The sequence below is a fragment of the Streptomyces sp. NPDC002623 genome (assembly GCF_053592635.1).
In genome coordinates this window covers 291,402-311,358 of record NZ_JBSFWB010000006.1, presented here as the reverse complement: position 1 = coordinate 311,358, position 19,957 = coordinate 291,402, and the positions used below count along the sequence as shown (strand labels likewise).

At 70.5% G+C, this 19,957-nt stretch carries 15 protein-coding genes; 6 read left to right on the top strand and 9 right to left on the bottom strand.

Annotation, left to right across the window (positions count from 1 at the left end):
• Positions 1–212: 212 nt before the first annotated feature.
• Positions 213–3,359: an FG-GAP repeat domain-containing protein gene (locus ACWD4O_RS13670; RefSeq protein ID WP_451279861.1), complete on the top strand. Its 3,147-nt coding sequence runs from the start codon at positions 213–215 to the stop codon at positions 3,357–3,359.
• 152 nt (positions 3,360–3,511) lie between these two features.
• Positions 3,512–4,306, top strand: a complete 795-nt coding sequence (locus tag ACWD4O_RS13665) for an intradiol ring-cleavage dioxygenase (protein ID WP_451279860.1) — start codon at positions 3,512–3,514, stop codon at positions 4,304–4,306.
• A 114-nt stretch (positions 4,307–4,420) separates the two neighbouring features.
• Here the strand turns inward: ACWD4O_RS13665 and ACWD4O_RS13660 are convergent, their stop codons facing one another.
• From ACWD4O_RS13660 to ACWD4O_RS13650, 3 genes are all read right to left on the bottom strand, one after another.
• Positions 4,421–5,071, bottom strand: a complete 651-nt coding sequence (locus ACWD4O_RS13660) for a DUF4360 domain-containing protein (RefSeq protein ID WP_450947182.1) — start codon at positions 5,069–5,071, stop codon at positions 4,421–4,423.
• A gap of 164 nt (positions 5,072–5,235) precedes the next feature.
• Positions 5,236–8,550, bottom strand: coding sequence for an NACHT domain-containing protein (locus tag ACWD4O_RS13655; RefSeq protein ID WP_451279859.1), 3,315 nt, complete (start codon positions 8,548–8,550; stop codon positions 5,236–5,238).
• Complete coding sequence (locus ACWD4O_RS13650; RefSeq protein ID WP_450947180.1) at positions 8,547–8,885, bottom strand: trypco2 family protein; 339 nt, start codon at positions 8,883–8,885, stop codon at positions 8,547–8,549. Before ACWD4O_RS13650 ends, ACWD4O_RS13655 begins: the two co-directional genes overlap by 4 nt.
• Positions 8,886–9,083: 198 nt before the next feature.
• Between ACWD4O_RS13650 and ACWD4O_RS13645 the strand changes: the two genes are divergently transcribed.
• Positions 9,084–9,926 carry an intradiol ring-cleavage dioxygenase gene (locus ACWD4O_RS13645; protein ID WP_451279858.1) on the top strand — a complete coding sequence of 281 codons (843 nt, stop codon included), beginning with the start codon at positions 9,084–9,086 and terminating at the stop codon, positions 9,924–9,926.
• Between the two features lie 65 nt (positions 9,927–9,991).
• Here the strand turns inward: ACWD4O_RS13645 and ACWD4O_RS13640 are convergent, their stop codons facing one another.
• From ACWD4O_RS13640 to ACWD4O_RS13615, 6 genes are all read right to left on the bottom strand, one after another.
• On the bottom strand, positions 9,992–10,453 hold the full coding sequence (locus ACWD4O_RS13640) for an RrF2 family transcriptional regulator (protein WP_358805725.1): 462 nt from the start codon (positions 10,451–10,453) through the stop codon (positions 9,992–9,994).
• Positions 10,454–10,489: 36 nt separating this feature from the next.
• Entirely contained in the window at positions 10,490–12,001 is a 1,512-nt protein-coding gene (arfA, locus tag ACWD4O_RS13635) for an arabinosylfuranosidase ArfA (protein ID WP_451279857.1), read from the bottom strand.
• A 105-nt stretch (positions 12,002–12,106) separates the two neighbouring features.
• Positions 12,107–13,075, bottom strand: a complete 969-nt coding sequence (locus ACWD4O_RS13630) for an arabinan endo-1,5-alpha-L-arabinosidase (RefSeq protein ID WP_451279856.1) — start codon at positions 13,073–13,075, stop codon at positions 12,107–12,109.
• A 9-nt stretch (positions 13,076–13,084) separates the two neighbouring features.
• Positions 13,085–13,978 (bottom strand): carbohydrate ABC transporter permease, encoded by an 894-nt coding sequence (locus ACWD4O_RS13625; RefSeq protein WP_451279855.1) that lies wholly within the window; start codon positions 13,976–13,978, stop codon positions 13,085–13,087.
• Positions 13,975–14,955, bottom strand: coding sequence for a carbohydrate ABC transporter permease (locus ACWD4O_RS13620; protein ID WP_451279854.1), 981 nt, complete (start codon positions 14,953–14,955; stop codon positions 13,975–13,977). The genes ACWD4O_RS13625 and ACWD4O_RS13620 overlap by 4 nt, the downstream gene beginning before the upstream one ends.
• Positions 14,952–16,310, bottom strand: a complete 1,359-nt coding sequence (locus ACWD4O_RS13615) for an extracellular solute-binding protein (RefSeq protein ID WP_451279853.1) — start codon at positions 16,308–16,310, stop codon at positions 14,952–14,954. Before ACWD4O_RS13615 ends, ACWD4O_RS13620 begins: the two co-directional genes overlap by 4 nt.
• A gap of 254 nt (positions 16,311–16,564) precedes the next feature.
• Here ACWD4O_RS13615 and ACWD4O_RS13610 point away from each other — a divergent pair, with 254 nt between their 5' ends.
• Genes ACWD4O_RS13610 through ACWD4O_RS13600 form a run of 3 tightly spaced genes read left to right on the top strand, consistent with a single transcriptional unit; the run spans position 16,565 to position 19,891 of the window.
• A complete protein-coding gene (locus ACWD4O_RS13610) occupies positions 16,565–17,236 on the top strand; it encodes a toxin-antitoxin system, toxin component family protein (protein ID WP_451279852.1) in 672 nt (223 codons plus the stop codon).
• 8 nt (positions 17,237–17,244) lie between these two features.
• Positions 17,245–18,495, top strand: a complete 1,251-nt coding sequence (locus ACWD4O_RS13605; protein ID WP_451279981.1) for an MAB_1171c family putative transporter — start codon at positions 17,245–17,247, stop codon at positions 18,493–18,495.
• Positions 18,488–19,891 (top strand): NAD(P)/FAD-dependent oxidoreductase, encoded by a 1,404-nt coding sequence (locus ACWD4O_RS13600; protein ID WP_451279851.1) that lies wholly within the window; start codon positions 18,488–18,490, stop codon positions 19,889–19,891. The genes ACWD4O_RS13605 and ACWD4O_RS13600 overlap by 8 nt, the downstream gene beginning before the upstream one ends.
• The last annotated feature ends 66 nt before the right edge of the window (positions 19,892–19,957 follow it).

Sequence of the window (19,957 nt, the reverse complement as noted above, 5' to 3'; positions counted from 1 at the left end):
AAAAGGACCTCCCCCTCACTCTGTGTGACCGAGTGTTGAACGGTCAGACAGTAAGCGCTGTCGATCACTTGCACAAGTAATGCACAGGCAATGCGACAATCCCCACTTTCACTATGAGTTGGCAAAGGAATCCCTATGACCGCGGGTACTGTTCGGCGTCGCGGCCCCCGGTCGGGGGCACGCACGGCAACGAACTCCGGGGGGATTCGCCCATGCCTGCACCATCCCGAAGACCACAGCGGACCCGGCGGTTAACGCACGCCGTACTGGTCGCGGCGATCGCCGGCGGGACGCTCTGCCTGACACCGCTGACCTCACCGGTGTCGGCCTCGACCACCGCCGCCGACCCCGAGCAGCACGCTCTCCAGCAGGCCGCCGAGACCGGCGAGCCCGTGGAGCTGGTGTCCGAGCGCACCGAGACCAGCGAGACTCATGCACTGCCCAACGGCAACCTCCGCCACACCCAGCACACCCTGCCCGTGCGGGTGAAGCGCGAGGGCGTCTGGACGCCGGTGGACACCACGCTCGCCGAGGCGTCCGGCCGGATCCAGCCAAAGGCGGCGCCCGGCCGGGTCGCCTTCTCGGCCGGCGGCGACAACCGTCTGGTGACGCTCTCCGACCGGGGCGGTGAACTGGCCCTGACCTGGCCGAACGCCCTTCCCGAGCCGGTGCTCGACGGCCCGACGGCGACCTACCGGGAGGTCTTCCCGGGCGTCGACCTGGCCGTGAAGGCGAGCCTGGACGGCTTCAGCCAGGCCCTGATCGTCAAGACGCCCGAGGCGGCCGACCGCCCGGAGCTCAAGGAGATCGACTTCGGTCTGCGCACCGAGGGCCTCGACCTGCGCAAGAACGCGGAGACGGGCGCGCTCACCGCGGTCGACGCGGCCGGGCAGACGGTGTTCGCCTCCTCCACGGCCCGGATGTGGGACTCGTCGGGGACGACGGAACAGGCGCCGCCGGCCGCGACCGCCTCGACCTCGAAATCGGCCAAGTCGGCCAAGTCGGCCGGGTCGGGGGCTTCGACCGCAGCTGTCGACACCTCGGGCCCCGTCTCCGACCCGTCTCCGCTCACCCCGGGCACCAGGAGCAGCGAGGTCGGCGTCGAAGTGGCCGACGGCCGTATCTCCCTGACGCCTGATCAGAAGCTGCTCGACGCCCCGGACACCGAGTTCCCGGTCTACATCGACCCGCGGATGACCGGCACCCGCGAGGCCTGGACGATCGCCTACAAGCCGCATCCGACCAGCAGTTACTGGAACGGCACCGGCTGGGACGGCGGCACGACGAGCGAGGCGCGCGTCGGCTACGAGTCGTCCACGGGCGGCACGGCCCGCTCGTTCTTCCGCGTGGGCTCCAAGTTCCTGGCGGGCGTGAAGGTGATCGACGCACAGTTCCAGATCACCGAGACGCACTCCTGGTCCTGCACGCCCAAGCCGGTCGAGCTGTATCTGACGGGCGGGATCAGCTCGGCGACCACCTGGAACAAGCAGCCTTCCTGGTCGACGCGGCAGGACAGCCGCAGCGTCGCCCACGGCAACGAGACGTTCGGCTGCCCGAACGCGGCCGTCGACTTCGACGCCAAGGACGCGGCCGTCAAGGCGGCGGCGAGCAAGTGGTCGAGCATCACCTTCGGGCTGCGGGCCCCGCAGAGCGCGGAGGACGCCAAGGACGAGTACAGCTGGAAGAAGTTCAAGCCGGACGCCAAGCTGATCGTCGAGTTCAACCGCCGGGCGAAGGCCCCGTGGGCGTTGGACACCATCCCCAGCACCAAGGTCGGCGCGAACGAGTGCGGCAACGGCTCCTCGTACGTGACGGTCGGCAACACGGACGTGACGCTCACCGCGCAGGTGTGGGACCCGGACGGCGGTTCGGTCAACGTGCAGTTCCATCTGTGGGCGACCGGCAAGCACGCCGTCTCGCCGGGGATCTTCTTCGACAAGCGGGTGAAGGTCACCGTCAAGTCGACCGACTCCAAGGGCGCGCAGGCGCGGATCACCGTGCCGAAGGCGCTGCTCAACCAGCACAAGGGCGCGAGCGGCGGGCAGTTCTCGTGGAAGGCGCAGGCCGAGGACGTCGCGGACGACGGCTTCGCCTCCGACTGGACGCCGACGGCGGGCGCGGCCGGCTGCCGCTTCGGCTTCGACCCGAACGCGCCGACCGTGATGCCGCTGGTCGGCTCCAAGGACGACCTCTACCCCGAGACGACGGCCGACGTCGAGCCGGTCGAGGGCGCGCTGGCCCGCACCGAGGGCACCTTCGAGTTCGGTGCCAACGGCGTGACGGACACCACCGAGTATCTGTACGGCCTGGACCGCACCCCGCCGAGCAGCTCGGCGAAGCCCGCGGCCAAGGGCGGCCCGGCGCAGGCGAAGATCACCCCGCTCACCCCGGGACCGCACACGCTGTATGTGCGGCTGAAGGACGCGGGCGGCAATGTCGGCCCGGTCTACCCGTACCGCTTCTATGTGAAGAGCCCCGGCGTCACGGACAAGCCCGGTGACGTCAACGGCGACGGCATGCCCGACCTCTTCGCCGTCGACGGCACGAACAACCTGCGGCTGTACGGCGGGACGGGGGCCGGAAGGCTGGCGACGATGGTCCCGCTGTCCTCCGACGGCAGCTGGAACGGCGCGCTGCTGACCCACCGCGGCGACTGGACCGAGGACTTCTACGAGGACCTGGTGGCCCGCCGCTCCGACGGCAAGCTGTGGCTCTACCCGAACAGCGGACAGGGCGAGTTCACCGAGGACACCAAGCAGGAGGTGTACGTCTTCCCGGACCCGGAGACGGACGTGGCGACGGATCCGGCCGCCATCAAGCAGATCGTCTCGGTCGGCGACATCACGGCGGACGCCGAGGCGAGCTACCCGGACTTCGTGGCGGTCATCGGCGACCAGCTCTGGTTCATGCCGGGCAGCTTCAGCGGCACGCTCGACTCCGGCTACCTCATCGGGACCGCGGGCTGGAGCGGGATGCAGCTCGCCTCCCCCGGCGACGTGGACGGCGACGGCTTCACCGACCTGATCGCCCGCAACACGGCAAACGGCGAGCTGTGGGTCTACCACGGGCGCAGCCCGGGCGACGCGGACGGCGACGGGGTCACCGACGGCGGCACCGACCCGGCGTCGCTGGGCGCGATCGCGGGCCGCACCGCGTACGCGACCGGTTGGACGACGGCGGCCCGGCCGCTGATCACCGCCTACGGCGACTCCGACGGCGACGGCGTCTCCGACCTGTGGACGACGACGGCGAACACCGCGGCGGGCCTGGAGTTCCTGCCGGGCCGCAAGAGCGGGCTGGTGGGCCCGCCGGTGGCCGTGGGCACCGGCGGCTGGCAGGCGATCAAGCTGCTGTCCTGAGCCGTCAGGGACTGAAAGTACGCTGCCGCCCTCCGGGCCAACCGGAGGGCGGCAGTCTTGTGTCGACACTTGCCCGGCAAGTAACTTGACGAGCACTCACTTTGCCTAACTGACAGGCTCCCGACAGGAACCGTTCCTACGGTGCCGTGTTCATGACAGATATGACGGGAAACCCCAACGGAACCCCCCACGAATCCGACCACCCCATCGGCCGGCGCACCGTGCTGATCGCCTCGGGCGCCACCGCCGCGACGCTGGCCGTCGGCGCCACGGCCGCCGTCACCGCCCCGACCGCCGAGCAGCAGCCGGACACCGCCCCCGTCGCCGCCGCGGCCGTCTGCACCCTCACGAAGGAGATGACCGAAGGCCCCTACTACCTCGACGGACAGTACGTCCGCGCCGACATCACCGAGGGCAAGGCGGGCATCCCGCTGAAGCTGAACCTCACGGTCGTCGACGACGACACCTGCGTGCCCCTGTCCAACGCGCTCGTGGAGATCTGGCACGCCGACGCCCTCGGCGAGTACTCCGGCTTCGTCGGCAGCAACGGCCACAACGAGCCGGACAGCGGCACCTTCCTGCGCGGCGGAGTCCTGACCAACTCCAGCGGCGTCGCATCGCTCACCACGATCTACCCCGGCTGGTACCGGGGCCGCTGCATCCACATCCACATCAAGGTGCACACGAACGTCACCCTGACCTCGGACGGCTCGTTCACCGGCGGCCAGGAACTGCACACCGGCCAGCTCTTCTTCAGCGAGACGATCACGACCGCCGTCGCGGCCGTCTCCCCGTACTCAACCAACACGGTCACCCGCACCACCCTCGCCCAGGACTCCATCTACGACGACGGAGGCGCCGCGTCGGGCCTGGTGACCCTGACGGCCCTGGGCAGCTCGACGTCCGCGGGCTACGCGGGGACGCTGACACTGGGCGTGGAGAGCTGACCCGCACCATATGACCGGCTGACCGGCTGACCGTCCGACCGGCTGGGCGTCACCGAAATCGTGGTGACGCCCAGTCGGCGTGCCCGATGCGGGCCGTGATCCGCTAGCGCGGGCTCACTTGGCCGGGCACTGCTGCCAGGCCATGTGGTAGACGGTGCTGAGGTCGCCGTCGGTCGAGTCCATGGTCATGAAGCTGACCTTGCTCGGCGTCGAGGTGCCGGCGCTGACCCGGAGCTCGGTGTTGATGTTGAAGTTGCGCTGGACTCCGCAGGGGGCCCAGACCAGTTGGGCCCAGTCGGTGGTGTCGGTCGCCTGCCAGTTGTCGTTGAGGGAGCCGCTGAAGTTGTGGTTCTTGAACACCGTCTGCGACGAGCCCTGGAAGTAGTACGAGGCCCGCTGGACGGCGCTCGCGCCCGACTGGAGCGAGGCGTAGCCGCGGTAGTCCGCCTTGGCGATGGCGTACGTGAACCCCGACGGGACGTGCACGATCAGGTTGAGCTGGCAGTTCTTACGGAAGGCCGTGGGGTTGGAGCTCCCGCCGACCTGGGCGAGGTAGTCGCTGTAGGTCACCGTGAACGCGGTGTTGTCCTCGGAGACGGCGACCGCCGCCGTACCGGCCGGACAGCCGGAGCCGTTCACGGTCGCGACGTCGATGACGATCCTGTCCGGCGGCGGGTTGTCGAAAACGGGGGACGAGTTGTGCGCGGGTATCGCCGCGGTGATGAGAGCGGCGACCGCGCCGCCCAGGAGCAGCCCACTTGCCATGATCTCTCCTTCGATCGAAGGGTGGGGGGTGGCAGCGCCCGGCTCCACGCAGCGTCGGCTCCACGGAAAACTGTGAAGCTGCTGTGAAGAACCGGGGCGATCGCATCGTAGGGAGCCCCCTGAACCGCAGCCAGGTCGAACTCCGGCCATTCACCCGGGCCCGTTCACACCTCCACCATGCGCACGGCGGAGATCGCGGAGATCACGAGCCGGGGACCGAATTCCTTTGCCCCGGCGATGCGGGCTCCCTCTCGGCTGATACCGACGAGATGGACGACGAGGTCGGGAATGTCCAGCAAAGGCGTCAGGTCCAAGGACTGAGGGGCCCGCGAATAGGGGTCGAACGCCAGGTACAGCCTGCTCAGTCCGGGGAACACCCGGCGCAGCTGGGACAGATGGCCGTATTCGATGAGGCCGGACAGCTCCAGATTCCGGATCTGCGGCAGCGGGGCGGCCGGCAGCAGTTCCTGCAGCGAGCGGACGACCAGCGCCAGGTCCTCGACCTTGGGGGATCGGGACACCGCCCGCACGATCTCCGGGACGTCCCGACCCGCGATGTCCGCGTGCAGACGGCGAAGGCTCGCCCAGCCGTCCAGATCCGCGAGCCACTCGTCGTGTTCCGAGGTCACGCTCAACTCGCGCACCCCGCTGTGCGGCCGTATGGCCGCCCAGCCTTCCCTGGGCATTCCGGAAAGGGCGAGTCCGCGCAGTTCGCGCATCCCGGCCAGCAGCCCCAACTGCTCCTGGGAAAAGCCCTGGACCCCTAGGGAGAGAGAGGTCAGATTCAGGTCGGGCAGCACCCGGAGATCCCGCAGGGAGGTACAGCCCGACAGCACGAGATTCCGCAGATCGCCGCGTCTGCGCAGGAATTCCAGATGCTCCACCGCCGCGTTGGCGCGAATCTCGATCTCTTCGATCCCGTCCACCGGAAGTGTGGCCTCGAGTTCCTCCGCCGAGTGGGGGCCGCTGACGACCAGCCGCCGGATCGTGCCGAACCGGGTGAGACAGGCCAGCTCCGAGGGCAGTCGGACCCGAAGCAGCGGACAGTGCATCCCGGCCAGCACGTCACGGGCGTATTCCTCGGTGGGCTGCAGGGCCCAGCCCGTCACGACGTCCCGTCGGACGTCGTCGGCCGGGTGCGGTGCGAATCGTCTGAGCGCCTGCCGGGCTCGTGCGGTGCGGATCCGCACGAGCACCGCGACGATCTTCCTGGCGGTCTCCTCGCTGAGGCCGTCCGGGCCGGGCAGCGTCTCCACGCCCCAGTCGCCCAGCTCCGTGACCTCGCCGACCTCCGTGCCGCCCTGCGGCGGCATCAGGCTGCGGACCCGGTCCCGCACCCCGCCCATCAGCCGCTCGTCCAGGGACAGAAGGCTCGTCGCGCACCGCGCCGCCAGCAGATGGAAGTGCCACCGCCCCGCCCTCTTCAGGACGGCGTCCCCGCGCCGGACCAGCTCCTCGACGAGGTGATGGGCGTCCTTGCGCGTGGCATGGCCGACCGCCAGGACGATCACGTCGCTCCACGTCTCGTCCTCCGCGTGCTTCAGGAGCTCCAGGACGTATCCGCTCTCGTGGAGTTCCTTCGCGGCGAGGTAGTCCTGGAACGTGCGGTGGATGAACTCGATGGTGTCGTCCGTGCGCTCCCTGAGCAGCCCACTGCGGTGCAGCAGGAAGAGCAGCACCCGCTCGGGCGTCTCCTCGCCGCGGAGCTGGTCCACGTCCCGTATCGCCGGTTCGAGCTGCCGGATGGCCTGGGCGCGGGTCATCTGCTGCTGTCCGGTACGCACCAGCCAGACGGCGAGCCGCTGGAGCAACTCGTGCTGCAGGTCGGAGTCGAGGGTGACGTGGTCGGTGTGCAGGACGCCCCGTCCGGCGTCCCGGCCGCCGAGGAGCATCGCGAGGGCGGCCCGGTAGAGCGACCAGCGGGTGGTGGGCAGCAGGCCCCGCCGACGGCGGTGCAGCGCGCAGATCACGGCGCAGAGCAGGGGCGTGCGGGCCATGTCGCGCAGCGCGGCGTTCCGGCCCAGCTGGTGGATGAGGTCCTGCTCCAGGGTGGTCAGCAGTTCCCGCTCGTCGACGCCGCGCCGGGTGTCGAAGAGGTGATCGCACTCCAGCCGGGCCGCGTCGTGCCACGCGCCGACGAAGGTGGTGATGTCCTCGTCGCTCATGGGGAGCAGCGTCAGCTCCGCGAAGCCGTCCTGCGCCAGCCAGTCCTTCTCGACGGCGTTGGGGCGGACGGTCGCCAGGCAGCGGGTGAACTGGTAGCGGTCGAGGAGGGCGGAGAGCCAGCGGCGGGCCTCCTCCCGCTGTCGGCCCGGGACCTCGTCCAGCCCGTCCACCAGGAGCAGTGCCCGGCGGGCCTCCAGGACCCGGCGAGTCCAGCCGTGGGGTGCGCCGTCCGTGATGCCCCGGCCGACGGACGGCAGCTCCGAGACGGTGGGGAAGCGTCCGCCGCGGGCGTACATCTCGCGCAGCGGGATGACGAAGGGGACGAGGCCGTTCAGTTCGGCGAGCTCCGGTCCGAGGGTGCCGTTCGCCGCGTGCGCCGCGAGCCACCACACGAGGGTGGTCTTGCCGGCCCCCGCCTCGCCCCGCAGCAGCACGCGGGGGCGGGCGGTCAGCAGGCTGTCGATGCGCTGCGGCGAGGTGTCGGACGCCCTGGTACCGCTGTCGGCGAGGATCCGGGGCTCGTCGGCCTGCAGGCTCAGATAGGCGGTGTCGAGGTCCCAGCGCGATTCGCTTCTGCCGAGGTCGTCGATCCCGAAGATCTCCGTCTTGCGGTACTGCGAACTCAGGTCGGCCGCGTAGCGGTTCTCGAACAGCTGGTCCTGGGGATGGACCTCGGTGACCGCCTCGAACCAGGGGATCGCGAATCCCGAGCTGCGCGACACGCTCAACGCCGCCTCGATCGGGGCGGCTTCGATCCGCAGGTGATGCCGGCCGCGCGGTATCTGGGTCACGACGCCGAGCAGCACCTCCCCGGCGAAGACCGGTGCGCCCGACAGCCCCTGCAACGGCGAGGCCTCATGGCCCCGCTCCGCCGCGGCCGGCCGGTCGAGTTCGCAGACGAGAAGGTCGCGCATCCGTCCGGCCATCGGCAGCACGGTCGCCCGGTACTGGTCGAACTCCAGCTCCTCGCCGCGCTCCCCGTAGCGCTGGATCCCCGGGAAGCCGACGATCTGGCAGTGCGGGACGGGCTGGCCGGTGTCGATCCGGCCGTTGCGGAAGACGCCCAGGGCGGCTTCGCTCTCCGGCGCGATCACCCGCTCCCTGGCATGCAGCAGCGCGACGTCGAAGGATTCGTCCGCCCACTCGACCGTGCACTCCACCGCCGAGCCGGACGGGTGGATCACCTCGATGAGGTCATGCCCCTGCACCAGGTGCCGGGCCGTCAGCACGAAGTGGGTGTCGATGAGCACACCGCTCCCCTGGCCGCCGGCCTGCACGGCGACGACCCGGCCCAGCGCCGTCCCTGCGATCACTGCCCGTCACCGCTCCGTCCGAAGCGCGCCACGCTCCCCCTGCTCTCGTTCCCCACCTTCCACGGCTGCCCGGTACGCGCGTCCAGGGCCTTGAGGGTGACGGCGACCTTGTGGGTGCTGGAGCTGCCGCCCCGGGCGTCCGCTCCCGCCTCGAAGACGTATGCCTTCACCTTGAGACCGCCCGCGGTCTCCTTGCGGATCTCGACGGTGAACTCCAGCTCGATGTCGCCCAGTTCGAAGACGACGTCCTGCCCGGTCGCGCGGCTCGCGGCCGTGATCAGCTCATCTCTCACTGCCTGCACGGCGTCGGCCAGTTCGACGCGGTCGTCTGCCATGTGTCTCCCTCGGGTCGGTGCGGCGCAGCCCACGCTAGAGAGATCGCGGACCCGGCGTCCGGTGTTTCGCCATGCCCGAACCATGTCCGAACCATGTCCGAACTAACGCGGAAACAAGGGCAGTTGACCGTTGCATCCCCAGGTCCTGCACAGCCCCGCATCAAGGATTTCCTCAGGTCCGCTTCTAACTTCCTCTGCATGACGGGAAACACCGAGCACCACGACGAGTCCATCGACACCAACGACAACCAGCCGGGCAAGCACCGGCTCGACAAGAGCATGAAGCGGCGTCGCGTCCTGATCGGCGGCACCGCGGTCGCCGCGGCCGGCGGCCTCGCCGTCGCCGGGTTCGCCTCGGCGGCCGACAGCACCGCCGAGACCACCGCAACCACCGAGGCCGAGGCCGCGACCAGCGCGTCCAGCGGCGTCTGCACCCTCAACGCCGAGGTCACCGAGGGGCCGTACTCCCTGGACGGGGCCCTCGTCCGCGAGGACATCCGGGAGGACAAGGAGGGCTTCGAGGTCCAGTACACCTTCACCGTCGTCGACCAGGCCAACGACTGTGCGCCGCTCGCCGACGCGCTCGTCGAGATCTGGCACTGCGACGCGCTGGGCGAGTACTCCGGCTTCGTGGGCGGCAACGGCCACACCGAGGAGGACAACGGCACCTTCCTGCGCGGCGGTCAGATGACCGACGCGAACGGCCAGTGCAGCATCACCTCGATCTGGCCCGGCCACTACGTCTCCCGCGCCGTGCACGTCCACATGCGGGTGCACACCGAGGTGACGCTCACCGACGACTCGTACACCGGCGGCGACGTCATCCACACCGGTCAGCTCTTCTTCGACGCCGACATCAACGAGGAGATCCAGGCCACCTCGCCGTACTCCGCGAACACCACCAAGGAGACGACGCTGGCCAACGACAGCATCTACGACGACGGCGGCGCGTCCTCCGGGCTGCTCACCCTGACCGCCCTCGGCTCCAGCGTGTCCGACGGCTACAAGGCGACGCTGACCGTGGGCGTCGACTCCGCCTGATCAGGCACGCGTAAACCCCGCAGTGCCGGGCCGCCGCTTCACGAGAGCGGCGGCCCGCACCGCCGTCAGGGGTTCTCCCAGGCCGCGGGTTCCGCCGCCAGCTCCTTCACCGGGGCCGGCAGCGCGTCCGCCGCGATGTCGGCGATCGTGACGCCCTCCAGGACCCGGCGCACGTTCGCCCGCAACGCGATCCACAGCGGCAGCAGGGGCTGCGCGGAGCCCGTGTACGTCAGGCCCGTCGGACGTTCGCCGCGTACGGACACGATCGGGCCGTCCACCGCCCTGATCACGTCCGCGACCGTGATCGCCGCCGGATCACGGGCCAGCCGGTAGCCGCCTCCGCCGCCGCGCCGGCTGTCGACGATCCCGCCGCGCCGCAGATCGCCGAGGATCCCCTCCAGGAACTTGTGCGGGATGTCCTGCTCGGCGGAGATCGACTCCGCCTTCACCGGGTCGCCGCCGCCCTGCCGCACGGCGAGCTCCAGCACCGCCCGTACCGCGTAGTCCGCCCTTGCCGAGATCCTCATGACCCCATTGTGAGGTCATCCCCGCACCGGAGCCTGTCACGCCAGCCTGATCACGTTCCAGGACAGCGGCTCCAGCGTCGCCGTCAGCCGGCCGGCCGTCAGCGCGGTCCCCTCCGCCGGGTGCGGGGCGACCCGGTCGGGGTCGGCGAGCGTGTTGCGCGCGTCCGGGTCGGCGTCCGCGAGCACGCTGTGCTCGACGACCGACGTCAGGTCCAGTCCGCTCAGCCCGACTTGGAGGGGCAGCGCCTCGGTGCGGCTGCGGTTGACGGCGAAGACGGTGACCGTGCCGTCCTCGGCACGGACGGCGGTCGCGTGCAGCAGGTCCGCCTCGCCGTACTTCGCCGTCTCGTACGTCGGCGAGTCCACCCGGACGTCGAGGACCGTGCCGCGGCCGTACTTCGAGGCCTGCGCGAACGGGAAGAACGTCGTCTGCCGCCAGGCCGGGCCGCCCGGCTCGGTGAGGATCGGCGCGATGACGTTGACGAGCTGGGCGAGACAGGCGACCGTCACACGGTCGGCGTGCCGGAGCAGCGCGATGAGGAGCGAGCCGAAGACGACGGCGTCCATGACGCTGTAGTTGTCCTCCAGCAGACGGGGAGCCTCCGCCCAGTCCCGCGCGCCGGAGTTCTCGATCGCGTGCCACCCCGAGATGTACCAGACGTTCCACTCGTCGAAGGAGAGGTTGATCTTCTTCTTCGACTTGAGCTTCGCGCCGATGTGGTCGCAGGTGGCGACGACGTTCTCGATGAACGACTCCATGTCCACGGCGGAGGCCAGGAAGGAGTCGACGTCGCCGTCCTGGGGCTCGTAGTAGGCGTGCAGGGAGATGTGGTCGACCAGGTCGTACGTCTCCGCGAGGACCGTCGCCTCCCACTCGGCGAAGGTCGGCATGGACTGGCTGGAGGAGCCGCAGGCGACCAGTTCGACGTCCGGGTCCAGCTGGCGCATCGCCCGGGCCGTCTCGGCGGCGACCCGGCCGTATTCCTCCGCCGTCTTGTGGCCGGTCTGCCAGGGGCCGTCCATCTCGTTGCCCAGACACCAGAGCCTGATGCCGAAGGGGTCCTTGTCGCCGTGGTCGGCGCGCAGGTCCGAGAGCGCCGTGCCGGCCGGGTGGTTGGCGTACTCCTGGAGTTCCAGGGCCTCGGCCACGCCCCGCGTGCCGAGGTTGATCGCCATCATGGGCTCGGCCTGCGGGCCGACCTTCTTCAGGAAGGCGATGTACTCGGAGAGTCCGAAGCGGTTCGTCTCCGTCGAGCGCCAGGCGAGGTCCAGGCGGCGGGGGCGGTCCGCCACCGGGCCCACCGAGTCCTCCCACTTGTAGCCCGAGACGAAGTTGCCGCCGGGGTAGCGGATGGCCGTGACGCCGAGTTCGCGGACGAGCGCCAGGACGTCCTGGCGCAGGCCGGCCTCGTCGGCGGTGGGGTGGTCGGGTTCGAAGATGCCCGTGTACACGCAGCGGCCTAGGTGTTCCACGAAGCTGCCGAAGATTCGGGGGTTTACTTCGCCGACCTTGAAAGCGGGGTCGAGGGTGAAGCGTGCGGTGTGCATGTGCGCCTTTCGAAGTGGGTGGTTCCTGTTCGTTGGCGAGTGCGGGTGCGTTGTGGCTGGTCGCGCCCACGCGGCGGAGCCGCAGGCAGATGCAGCCCCGCGCCCCTAAAAGACGGCCGGCCAGCCGTTCTTTTTCCAGGTCAGGGTGTTCAGCCCCAGCTTTGGCGTGCCGGCGTCCGCTGCGTCGTAGTAGTGGTACGCCAGGACATCTCTGCCCCTGTCCTTGAAGATCGATTCCCCGCCGGTGCCGACGTAGCGGCCGTGGCCGGCCAGCAGCAGGTCGCCGCCGCCCTCCAGCAGGGGCTTGCCCGTGCTGTCGACGTACGGGCCCGTCACCGACGTCGATCTGCCCACCCTGATCCGGTAGGTGGAGTTCACGCCCGCGCAGCAGGCGTCGTAGGAGGCGAAGAGGTAGTAGTGGCGGCCGTGCTTGACGATGTACGGGCCCTCGACCGCGTAGGGGGCGTCCGGGCGGGTCGCCAGGTGGTGGACCTGTGCGTCCGGGAGGGCCTTGCCCGTTCTCGGGTCGAGTTCGACCATGCGGATGCCCGTCCAGTACGAGCCGAAGCTCATCCACAGGCGGCCGTCGGCCTGGATCAGGGCCGGGTCGATGGCGTTCCACGAGTCCGTGCGTTCGGAGGCGAAGGCCTTGCCGTGGTCGTTCCACGTGCCGGGGAGGCCGCTCGGGGAGGTGGCCACGCCGATCGCCGAGTGGTTGGTGCCCCAGGAGGAGACCGCGTAGTACAGCCAGTAGCGGCCGGCCCGGTAGGAGAGGTCGGGGGCCCAGGGGTCGCCGGTGTCGTTGTACTCGTACCACCAACCCGGCGGCCGGTCGAAGGCGTTGCCCGCGTCGTCCCACTGGACGCGGTCCCTCGACGTGCGGGCCCCGATGACCCCGCCGGTCGAATAGGCCACATAGCCGCCGGACTTGAGGCGGAGCACCGTCGGGTCGTGGATGATCTGCTGGCCCGTGATCGGCTGCGGGTCGGGGTAGACGACGTCGGCCCGGGCCGTGCCCGGGAGCAGGGTGACGACCGCCGCGGTGAGCAGAGCCGTCGGGAGTCGGAGGCGCATCGGATCTCCTTACTGTCCCGCCAGTCCCGTGTGGGCCACGCCCTTGACGATCTGGCTCTGGAAGAAGACGAACACGACGATCAGCGGGAGGCCCGCCAGCAGGCCGCCGGCCATGAGCTGGGGCCAGACGATGCCGAAGGCGTTCTGCACGGTGGCGATGCCGTTCGGCATGGTCATCAGGTCGGGGTTGTTGGTCACCATGTACGGCCAGAGGAAGTTGTTCCAGGAGGCGATGAAGGTGAAGATGCCGACCGCCGAGAGGGAGGGCTTGGACAGCGGCAGGACGATCGTGAAGAAGATCCGCCAGCGGCCCGCGCCGTCGATGAAGGCCGCCTCCTCCAGTTCGCGGGGCAGCGACTGGAAGAACTTGTAGAGGATGTAGACCATCGCCGCCGGGGCGCACTGCGGCAGGATCATGCCCCAGTAGGTGTCGACCATGCCGAGCGACTGGACCGTGGTGAAGAGCGGGACGCCGAGGATCGCCGGGGAGAACATCAGGCCCGCCATGGTCAGCGCCAGCAGGGCCGACTTGCCCCGGAACTCCGTGCGGGCGAAGCCGTAGCCCGCGAGGGAGGCGACCGCCAGGACGATGAAGGTGACGCAGACCGACACGACCACCGAGTTCACGAACCAGTTGGGGATGTTGCCGGCCTCGATCACCGCCTTCCAGGACTCCGCCGTGAAGTCCTGCGGGATCCAGCGCGGGGAGGTCACCGAGTCGGTGGGGGTCTTGAGCGAGGTGGACAGCGCCCAGGCCAGCGGGGCCAGCCAGAGGAGGGAGAGGGCCGCCGCCACCAGGGTCAGGGCGATCTGGGCCGGGGTCCAGGTGCTGCGCGGCCTGCGGAGGAGGGGGGTCGGCCGCTCGGTCGTCGGGTTCGTCGTCGTCGGCGTCACTGTCGTCATCGGGGCGTGCCCTCCTCGCGGTTGCGCAGCAGCCACATCCGCCCGAGGGCGACGGCCGCGACGATGATGAAGAGGATGAAGGAGATCGCGGAGGCGTAGCCCACGCGGTAGCTGGTGAAGCCCTGTTCGAGGGTGTACTGGACGAAGGTGCGGGTCGATTCCTCGGGTCCCGGCCCGAACTGGTACATCACCACAGCCTGGTCGAAGACCTGGAGCGAGGCCAGGATCTGCAGGGCGAAGACCAGCCCGGTGATGTTGCGCAGGTTGGGCACGGTGATGTGGAGCATCCGCCGGAACGCGTTCGCCCCGTCCAGCTCGGCCGCCTCGTAGAGGTGTCGGGGGATGTTCTGGAGGGCGGCCAGATAGAGGAGGAAGGAGAAACCGACCGTCCACCAGACGGTCGCGATGACGACCGCGAGCATCGCGGTGGACTTCTGGGTGAGCCAGGGGGTGTCCCAGCCCAGGACGTGGTTGACCATGCCGTTGGTGGGCTGGAACAGCCACCACCACAGGTTGCCGATGACCGCGGAGGGCAGCAGGAACGGGGCGAAGAAGCACAGTCGCCACAGCCACTTGAAGTGCACGGTGTGGTGGGCGATCAGGGCCATCAGCAGGGCCAGGACGACGATCGCCGGGACCACGTACAGGGTGAACTGCACGCTGTGCCAGAGCGAGTCCCAGACCAGGTCGTCCTTGAGTGCCTCGCGGTAGTTGTCGAGGCCGACGAAACCGGTGTGCTCCCCGGAGATGTTGGCGTCCGTGAAGCTGAGGTAGAGGCCGCGGACGACCGGCAGGACGACGAACAGGCCGTAGAGGACGAAGAAGGGGGCCACGAACCAGCCGCCGTGCTGGAAACGGCGGCCCCAGCGGGCGCGGGCCGAGTCGGCGGCCACGGCGGTGCGCGACGACGGCAGCGTCCCGGCGTGCGCGAGCGTGCTCAGGTGGGTGGTCGTGTGCGAGCTCAGGTGCGTGCTCATGCGCTCGCTCCCTTCAGCTCCTCGGCTGCCGTGCGGCCGTCCATCGGGTTCTTCATCGTCAGCAGCTGCTGGAGCGTCGACTTCATCCGGCGGGCCGCCGCGTCCGGTGCGGTGGAGCCGAGGTTGGAGGCGGCGACGATCGGGCCGAGGCGCTGGGCGAGGATGCCGGTGGAGCCGGCGAACCAGATGTGGGGTTCGTTGGCCTGGTGGTCCATGGCCGGGCGCGAGTACTCGTTCTGCGGGGCGAGCTTCAGATAGGCCGGGTCCTCGAAGGTCGGCAGATAGGCGGGGACATGGCCGCCGTTCGCCCAGGTGGTGGCGTGGGTGACCATGTAGGCGGCGAGCCGGTACGCGCCCCGGTCCGCGTCGCCGCCGCGACCGGCCTGGTGGGGCAGGACGAAGGAGTGCGACTCGGCGTGGGTGGCCGGGGTGCCGAACACCGGAGGCAGCGGCTGGGCCCCGTACTCGACCTTCTCGCCGTTGAAGTACGGCACCGACCAGTTGCCCTCCCAGGTGAAGGGAGAACCGGCGAGGAAGGCCTCGCCATCCGCCTCGCCGACGGTGACATAGCCGTCGGTGACGTGCTTGCGGAGGAACTCCAGGACCCGGGTGGCCCGGTCGGTGTCGAAGGTGAGGGTCGTCCGGTCCTCGTCGAAGTAGGTTCCGCCGAGCTGCTGGTAGAAGGCGACGAAGAACCACCAGCAGAAGTTCTGGTCGGTGGCGTGCAGGCCGAGTGTCTGCCGGCCGTTCTTCAGCTGCCCCTTGGCGGTCTTGAGGATCTCGAACCAGTCGTCGGTGGAGGTGGCGGTGGGCAGGCGGCCGTCGGCGTCGAGGAGGCCGGCCTGCTCGCAGACGTCCTTGCGGTAGAAGTTCAGCTGGACGTGGATGTCGAGCGGCAGCGCGTACAACTTGCCGTCCACGACGCCGCGTTGCCACAGCACCGGGTTGAAGTCGGCCTCCCGCACCCCGTTTTCGGCGAGGAGGTCCACGTCCCACGGGTCGAGCAGGCGGCCGGGCGCGAAGCCGGGGATGCGGCCCTGGTGCATGACGCCGAGGTCGGGGGCGCGGTTTCCGGCGGCGGCCATGGCGAGCTTGGTGTAGTAGGGGCCGCCCCAGGCGAGGGTGGAGTCCTTGACCGCGGTGTCCGGGTTCGCCTTGCGGAAGGCGTCCACCATCGCGACCTGGTTGGCCCCGTCGCCGCCCTGGAAGAGGTTCCAGTAGCGGACGCGGGTGCGGGCTCCGGACGCGAGCGCGTCGGCTCCCGTGCCGAGGGCCGCGAAGCCGAAGCTGCCCGCCACCGCCAGTCCGCCCGCGGCGGCGAGCAGTTGCCTGCGATTCAGGCCAGGTTGTCCCATACCTTGCCCCTGTCGTTGCTGTCGGTGACCATTCGTTCGACATTTCGGATCATGCTCGCAACTTCGAACGGACCGTAAAATCGAAGCGCCTGCGCGTCAATGCTTTCGACAGGATCTCTGATAGCGCTTTCTATCCTTGAGTCCTCAACGACCCCCCTCGCCTATCTCCCGCTCGACGACTTCTCGTGACGGGGACACGACCGGCCGCGTAGTCTCGAACAGGCCGCCGTACAGCGGTCGAGAAGGGGGAGCTGATGGACGTCGCGGGCGCGCGCGGGAGGGCGGCCCGGATCGCCTCGGCGCTGCGGCGCGCGAGGACCGGACCCGCCATGCGCGAGCTGACCGGCGATCTCTCCGCCGCGTTGCGGGCGCGCCCCTGTCGGCCCTGCGGTGTGCGGGACGTGTGCCGGGCGCTGTGCGAGGAGATGTCCGCGCTGCGCGGCGGACGGCCCGTCGAACTGCGCTTCGAGCGCTTCCCCGACGCCTTCGAGGTGACCGGGCTGTGGGTGGAGTTCCAGGACTTCGACCTGGTCATCGTCGAGGAGCGGGCCGAGGACGTGCAGCAGCTGGTCATCCTGGGCCATGAGCTGTGGCATCTGCACGCCGGGCACCGGCACCACCACCACGGCGTCGGCACGGCCGCGGCGGGCGTCCTCGCCGACCGGATCGCCGACCGGTCCGACTGGGACTCCATCGCGCTGACCGTCGCCGCCCGCAACGGCTCCCGGGCGGACGACGAGGCCGAGGCCGACGACTTCGGGCACCGGCTCGCGGCCCGCGTCCGGCGCTATCTGACCGACTCCGGAGCGACGGCCTCCGGGCCGGCCCGATCCGCGGGACGGCCAGGGCCCGTCGGCCCCGCCGCCGAGACCTCCGCGGTCCAGCGGACCCTCGGCTATCGCGGACGCCGGGGTGCGGCGCGGTGAGCCATGGGATGTACATCTCCTTCTGGCTGCCCACCGTGGTCCTGGGCGCGGCCCTCGCCATCAAGCTGCCCAGCATCCTCAAGCTCTGGCGGGACCCGCTGCTGCGCGCCGTCGGCGGCCTGCTGGTGTTCGCCTGCGCGGTGTTCGTGTTCGCGGCCCCGAAGACCATCGCCTGGACCAACCGGGTCACCGGCGTGCCGAACATCGCGGCCCCCTGGGTGTACTCCCTGCTCACCGCGCTGTCCGCGTCCTGGCTGCTGCTGATCATCGCCTGGCGCAACGGCCGCACCGAGCGCTCCGCCCAGACCCGGCGCGCGACCCGCTGGGTGGTCTCCGTCTACGCGGGTGTGGTGGTCGCGCTGTGGGTGCTGTTCGCGCTCGCCGACGTCCCCGTGGAGCAGATCCGGGACCTGGACACCTACTACGCCAACACGCCGTTCATGCGCGAGGAGATCCTGCTCTATCTGCTCGCGCACACGGTGGCCTGCTCGGTCACGGCCCGGCTCGTGTGGAACTGGAGCCGCACCGACGGCCTCGACGCCTGGCTGCGCTGGGGCCTGAGGTTCCTGGGGGCCGGCTATGTGACGAACCTGCTGTTCAGCGCCGCGAAGCTGACGGCCGTCGCGGCCCGTTGGACCGGGCACGACCTGGACTGGCTGAACACCAGCATCGCGCCGTCGGCGGCCTGTGTCGCCGCCACGCTGGTCGCGATCGGCTTCATCGTCCCGCACGCCGGCCAGTATCTGCAGGAGCGGTGGCGGATCCGCCGCCGGCACCGCAACCTCAGGCCGCTGTCCCGGCTGATGCGGACCGTCGCGGGCGGGCGCGAGCCGTTCGACCTGCGCGCCACCCCGGAACTGCGGCTGATCCGCCGCGAGACGTTCATCCGCGACGCGCTCCTCCAACTGGCCCGGCACCTCGACGACGACCTGCGCGCCCGGTCCTACGAAGCCGCCGTCGCCCTCGGCTTCGAGCGCGGCGTCGCCCAGACGCTGGCCGCCGCGGTGACGCTCCTGGACGCCGTCGAGGCCAGGGAGCAGCAGTCCCGGCCGCACGCGCAGCCGCCCGTGCCGGAACACCCCGCCTCCCCCGCCTCCGCCTCCCCCGCCGCTTCCCTGCCTTCCCCGCCCCGCGCCGACACCACCTACCTCCTGCGGGAGATCCAGGCCGTGTCCCTCGTCCTTCGCCACCCCGACGACATCCAGGCGGTGCGCGCCCGCGCGAACGCCCCGGCAGAGAGCTTGTCCACGCATGAGTGAACCCTCCAACCCCGCCAGAACCGCCGTAGTCCTGGGGGGATCCCATGCGGGCATGCTCGCGGCACGCGCCCTGACCGGCCTCGCCGACCGGGTCGTCGTCGTCGAGCGGGACGTGCTGCCCGACGGCCCCGCGCCCCGCAAGGGCCTGCCGCAGGCCCGCCACGCCCACATGCTGTGGTCGGGCGGGGTGCGGGCGGTGGCGGAACTGCTGCCGGACATCGTCGAGGCGCTGCAGGCCGTCGGGGCGCGCCGGTCCCCGGTGACGACGGACATGGTCGTCCTGGGCCCGCGCGGCTGGTTCCGCCGCTGGCCCGAGTCCCACCACGTGATCCTGGCCGGCCGCGACCTCCTGGACGCGACGATCCGCGCACAGGTCCTCGCGGACGACCGGGTCGAACTGCTGTCCGGAACCGAGGTGGTGGGGCTCGTGGGAGACGCGGGGGCGGTCACCGGGGTACGAGCGCAGGAACGATCCGGCGCGGAGCGGGTGATCCCGGCCGGTTTCGTCGTCGACGCGACCGGGCGGGGATCGCGGGCCGAGGGGTGGCTGGGGGAGCTCGGACTGCCGCCGGTGGAGCGGCGCGAGGTGGACTCCGGGCTGGCCTATGCCAGTCGGCTGTATCTCGCGCCCGAGCAGGCGCGGTCCGGGTACCCGATCGTCAACGTGCAGCCCGACCCGCGGGACAGCCGGCCCGGTCGGGCGGGGTTTCTGCTGCCCATCGAGGACGGCCGCTGGATCGTCACCCTCAACGGCACCCGGGGCGGCGAACCCTCCTCCGCCAACGACGACTTCGTCCGCTTCGCCCGTGAGGAACTGCGCCACCCCGTCATCGGGCAGCTCCTGGAACAGGCCGAGCCGCTGTCCGACGTGTCGTACACCCGGACCACCCTCAACCGCCGTCACTTCTACGAGCGGATGCCGGCCTGGCCGGAGAACTTCGCCGTCCTCGGGGACGCCCTCGCCGCGTACAACCCGCTCTACGGTCATGGCCTCGCGGTCGCCGCCCAGAGCGCGGTGGCCCTGCGGGACGTCGTCCGGCGGCACGGGTGGGACTCGCCCGGGCTGTCCCGTCGCGTCCAGAAGGCGGTGGCCCGGCCGGCCCAGACCGCCTGGGACCTCGCCGTCGGCCAGGACGTGTTCTATCCGGGCGCGACCGAGAACGGGCCGACGCTGCGGGACCGGCTCCAGTCGGCGTACGTCGGCCGTCTGATGCACACGGCCACCGGCAGCGGCCGGATCGCCCGCCGGGTGACGGACGTGACGTCGCTGGAGCGCGGCCCGCAGGTGCTGCTGACCCCGTCGGTGCTGGTGGCTGCCGCCGTGGGGTCGCTGAAGCCCGCGCTGAGCGGGCCGCCGCTGTCGGGGGACGAGTTGAAGCGGGCCGGGCTGGAGTAGGTGCGGCTGTCGGGGGGCGGCCGGGTGGGTCGCACGGCCCGACGCTGCGGGGTGCCGCCCCTGGCG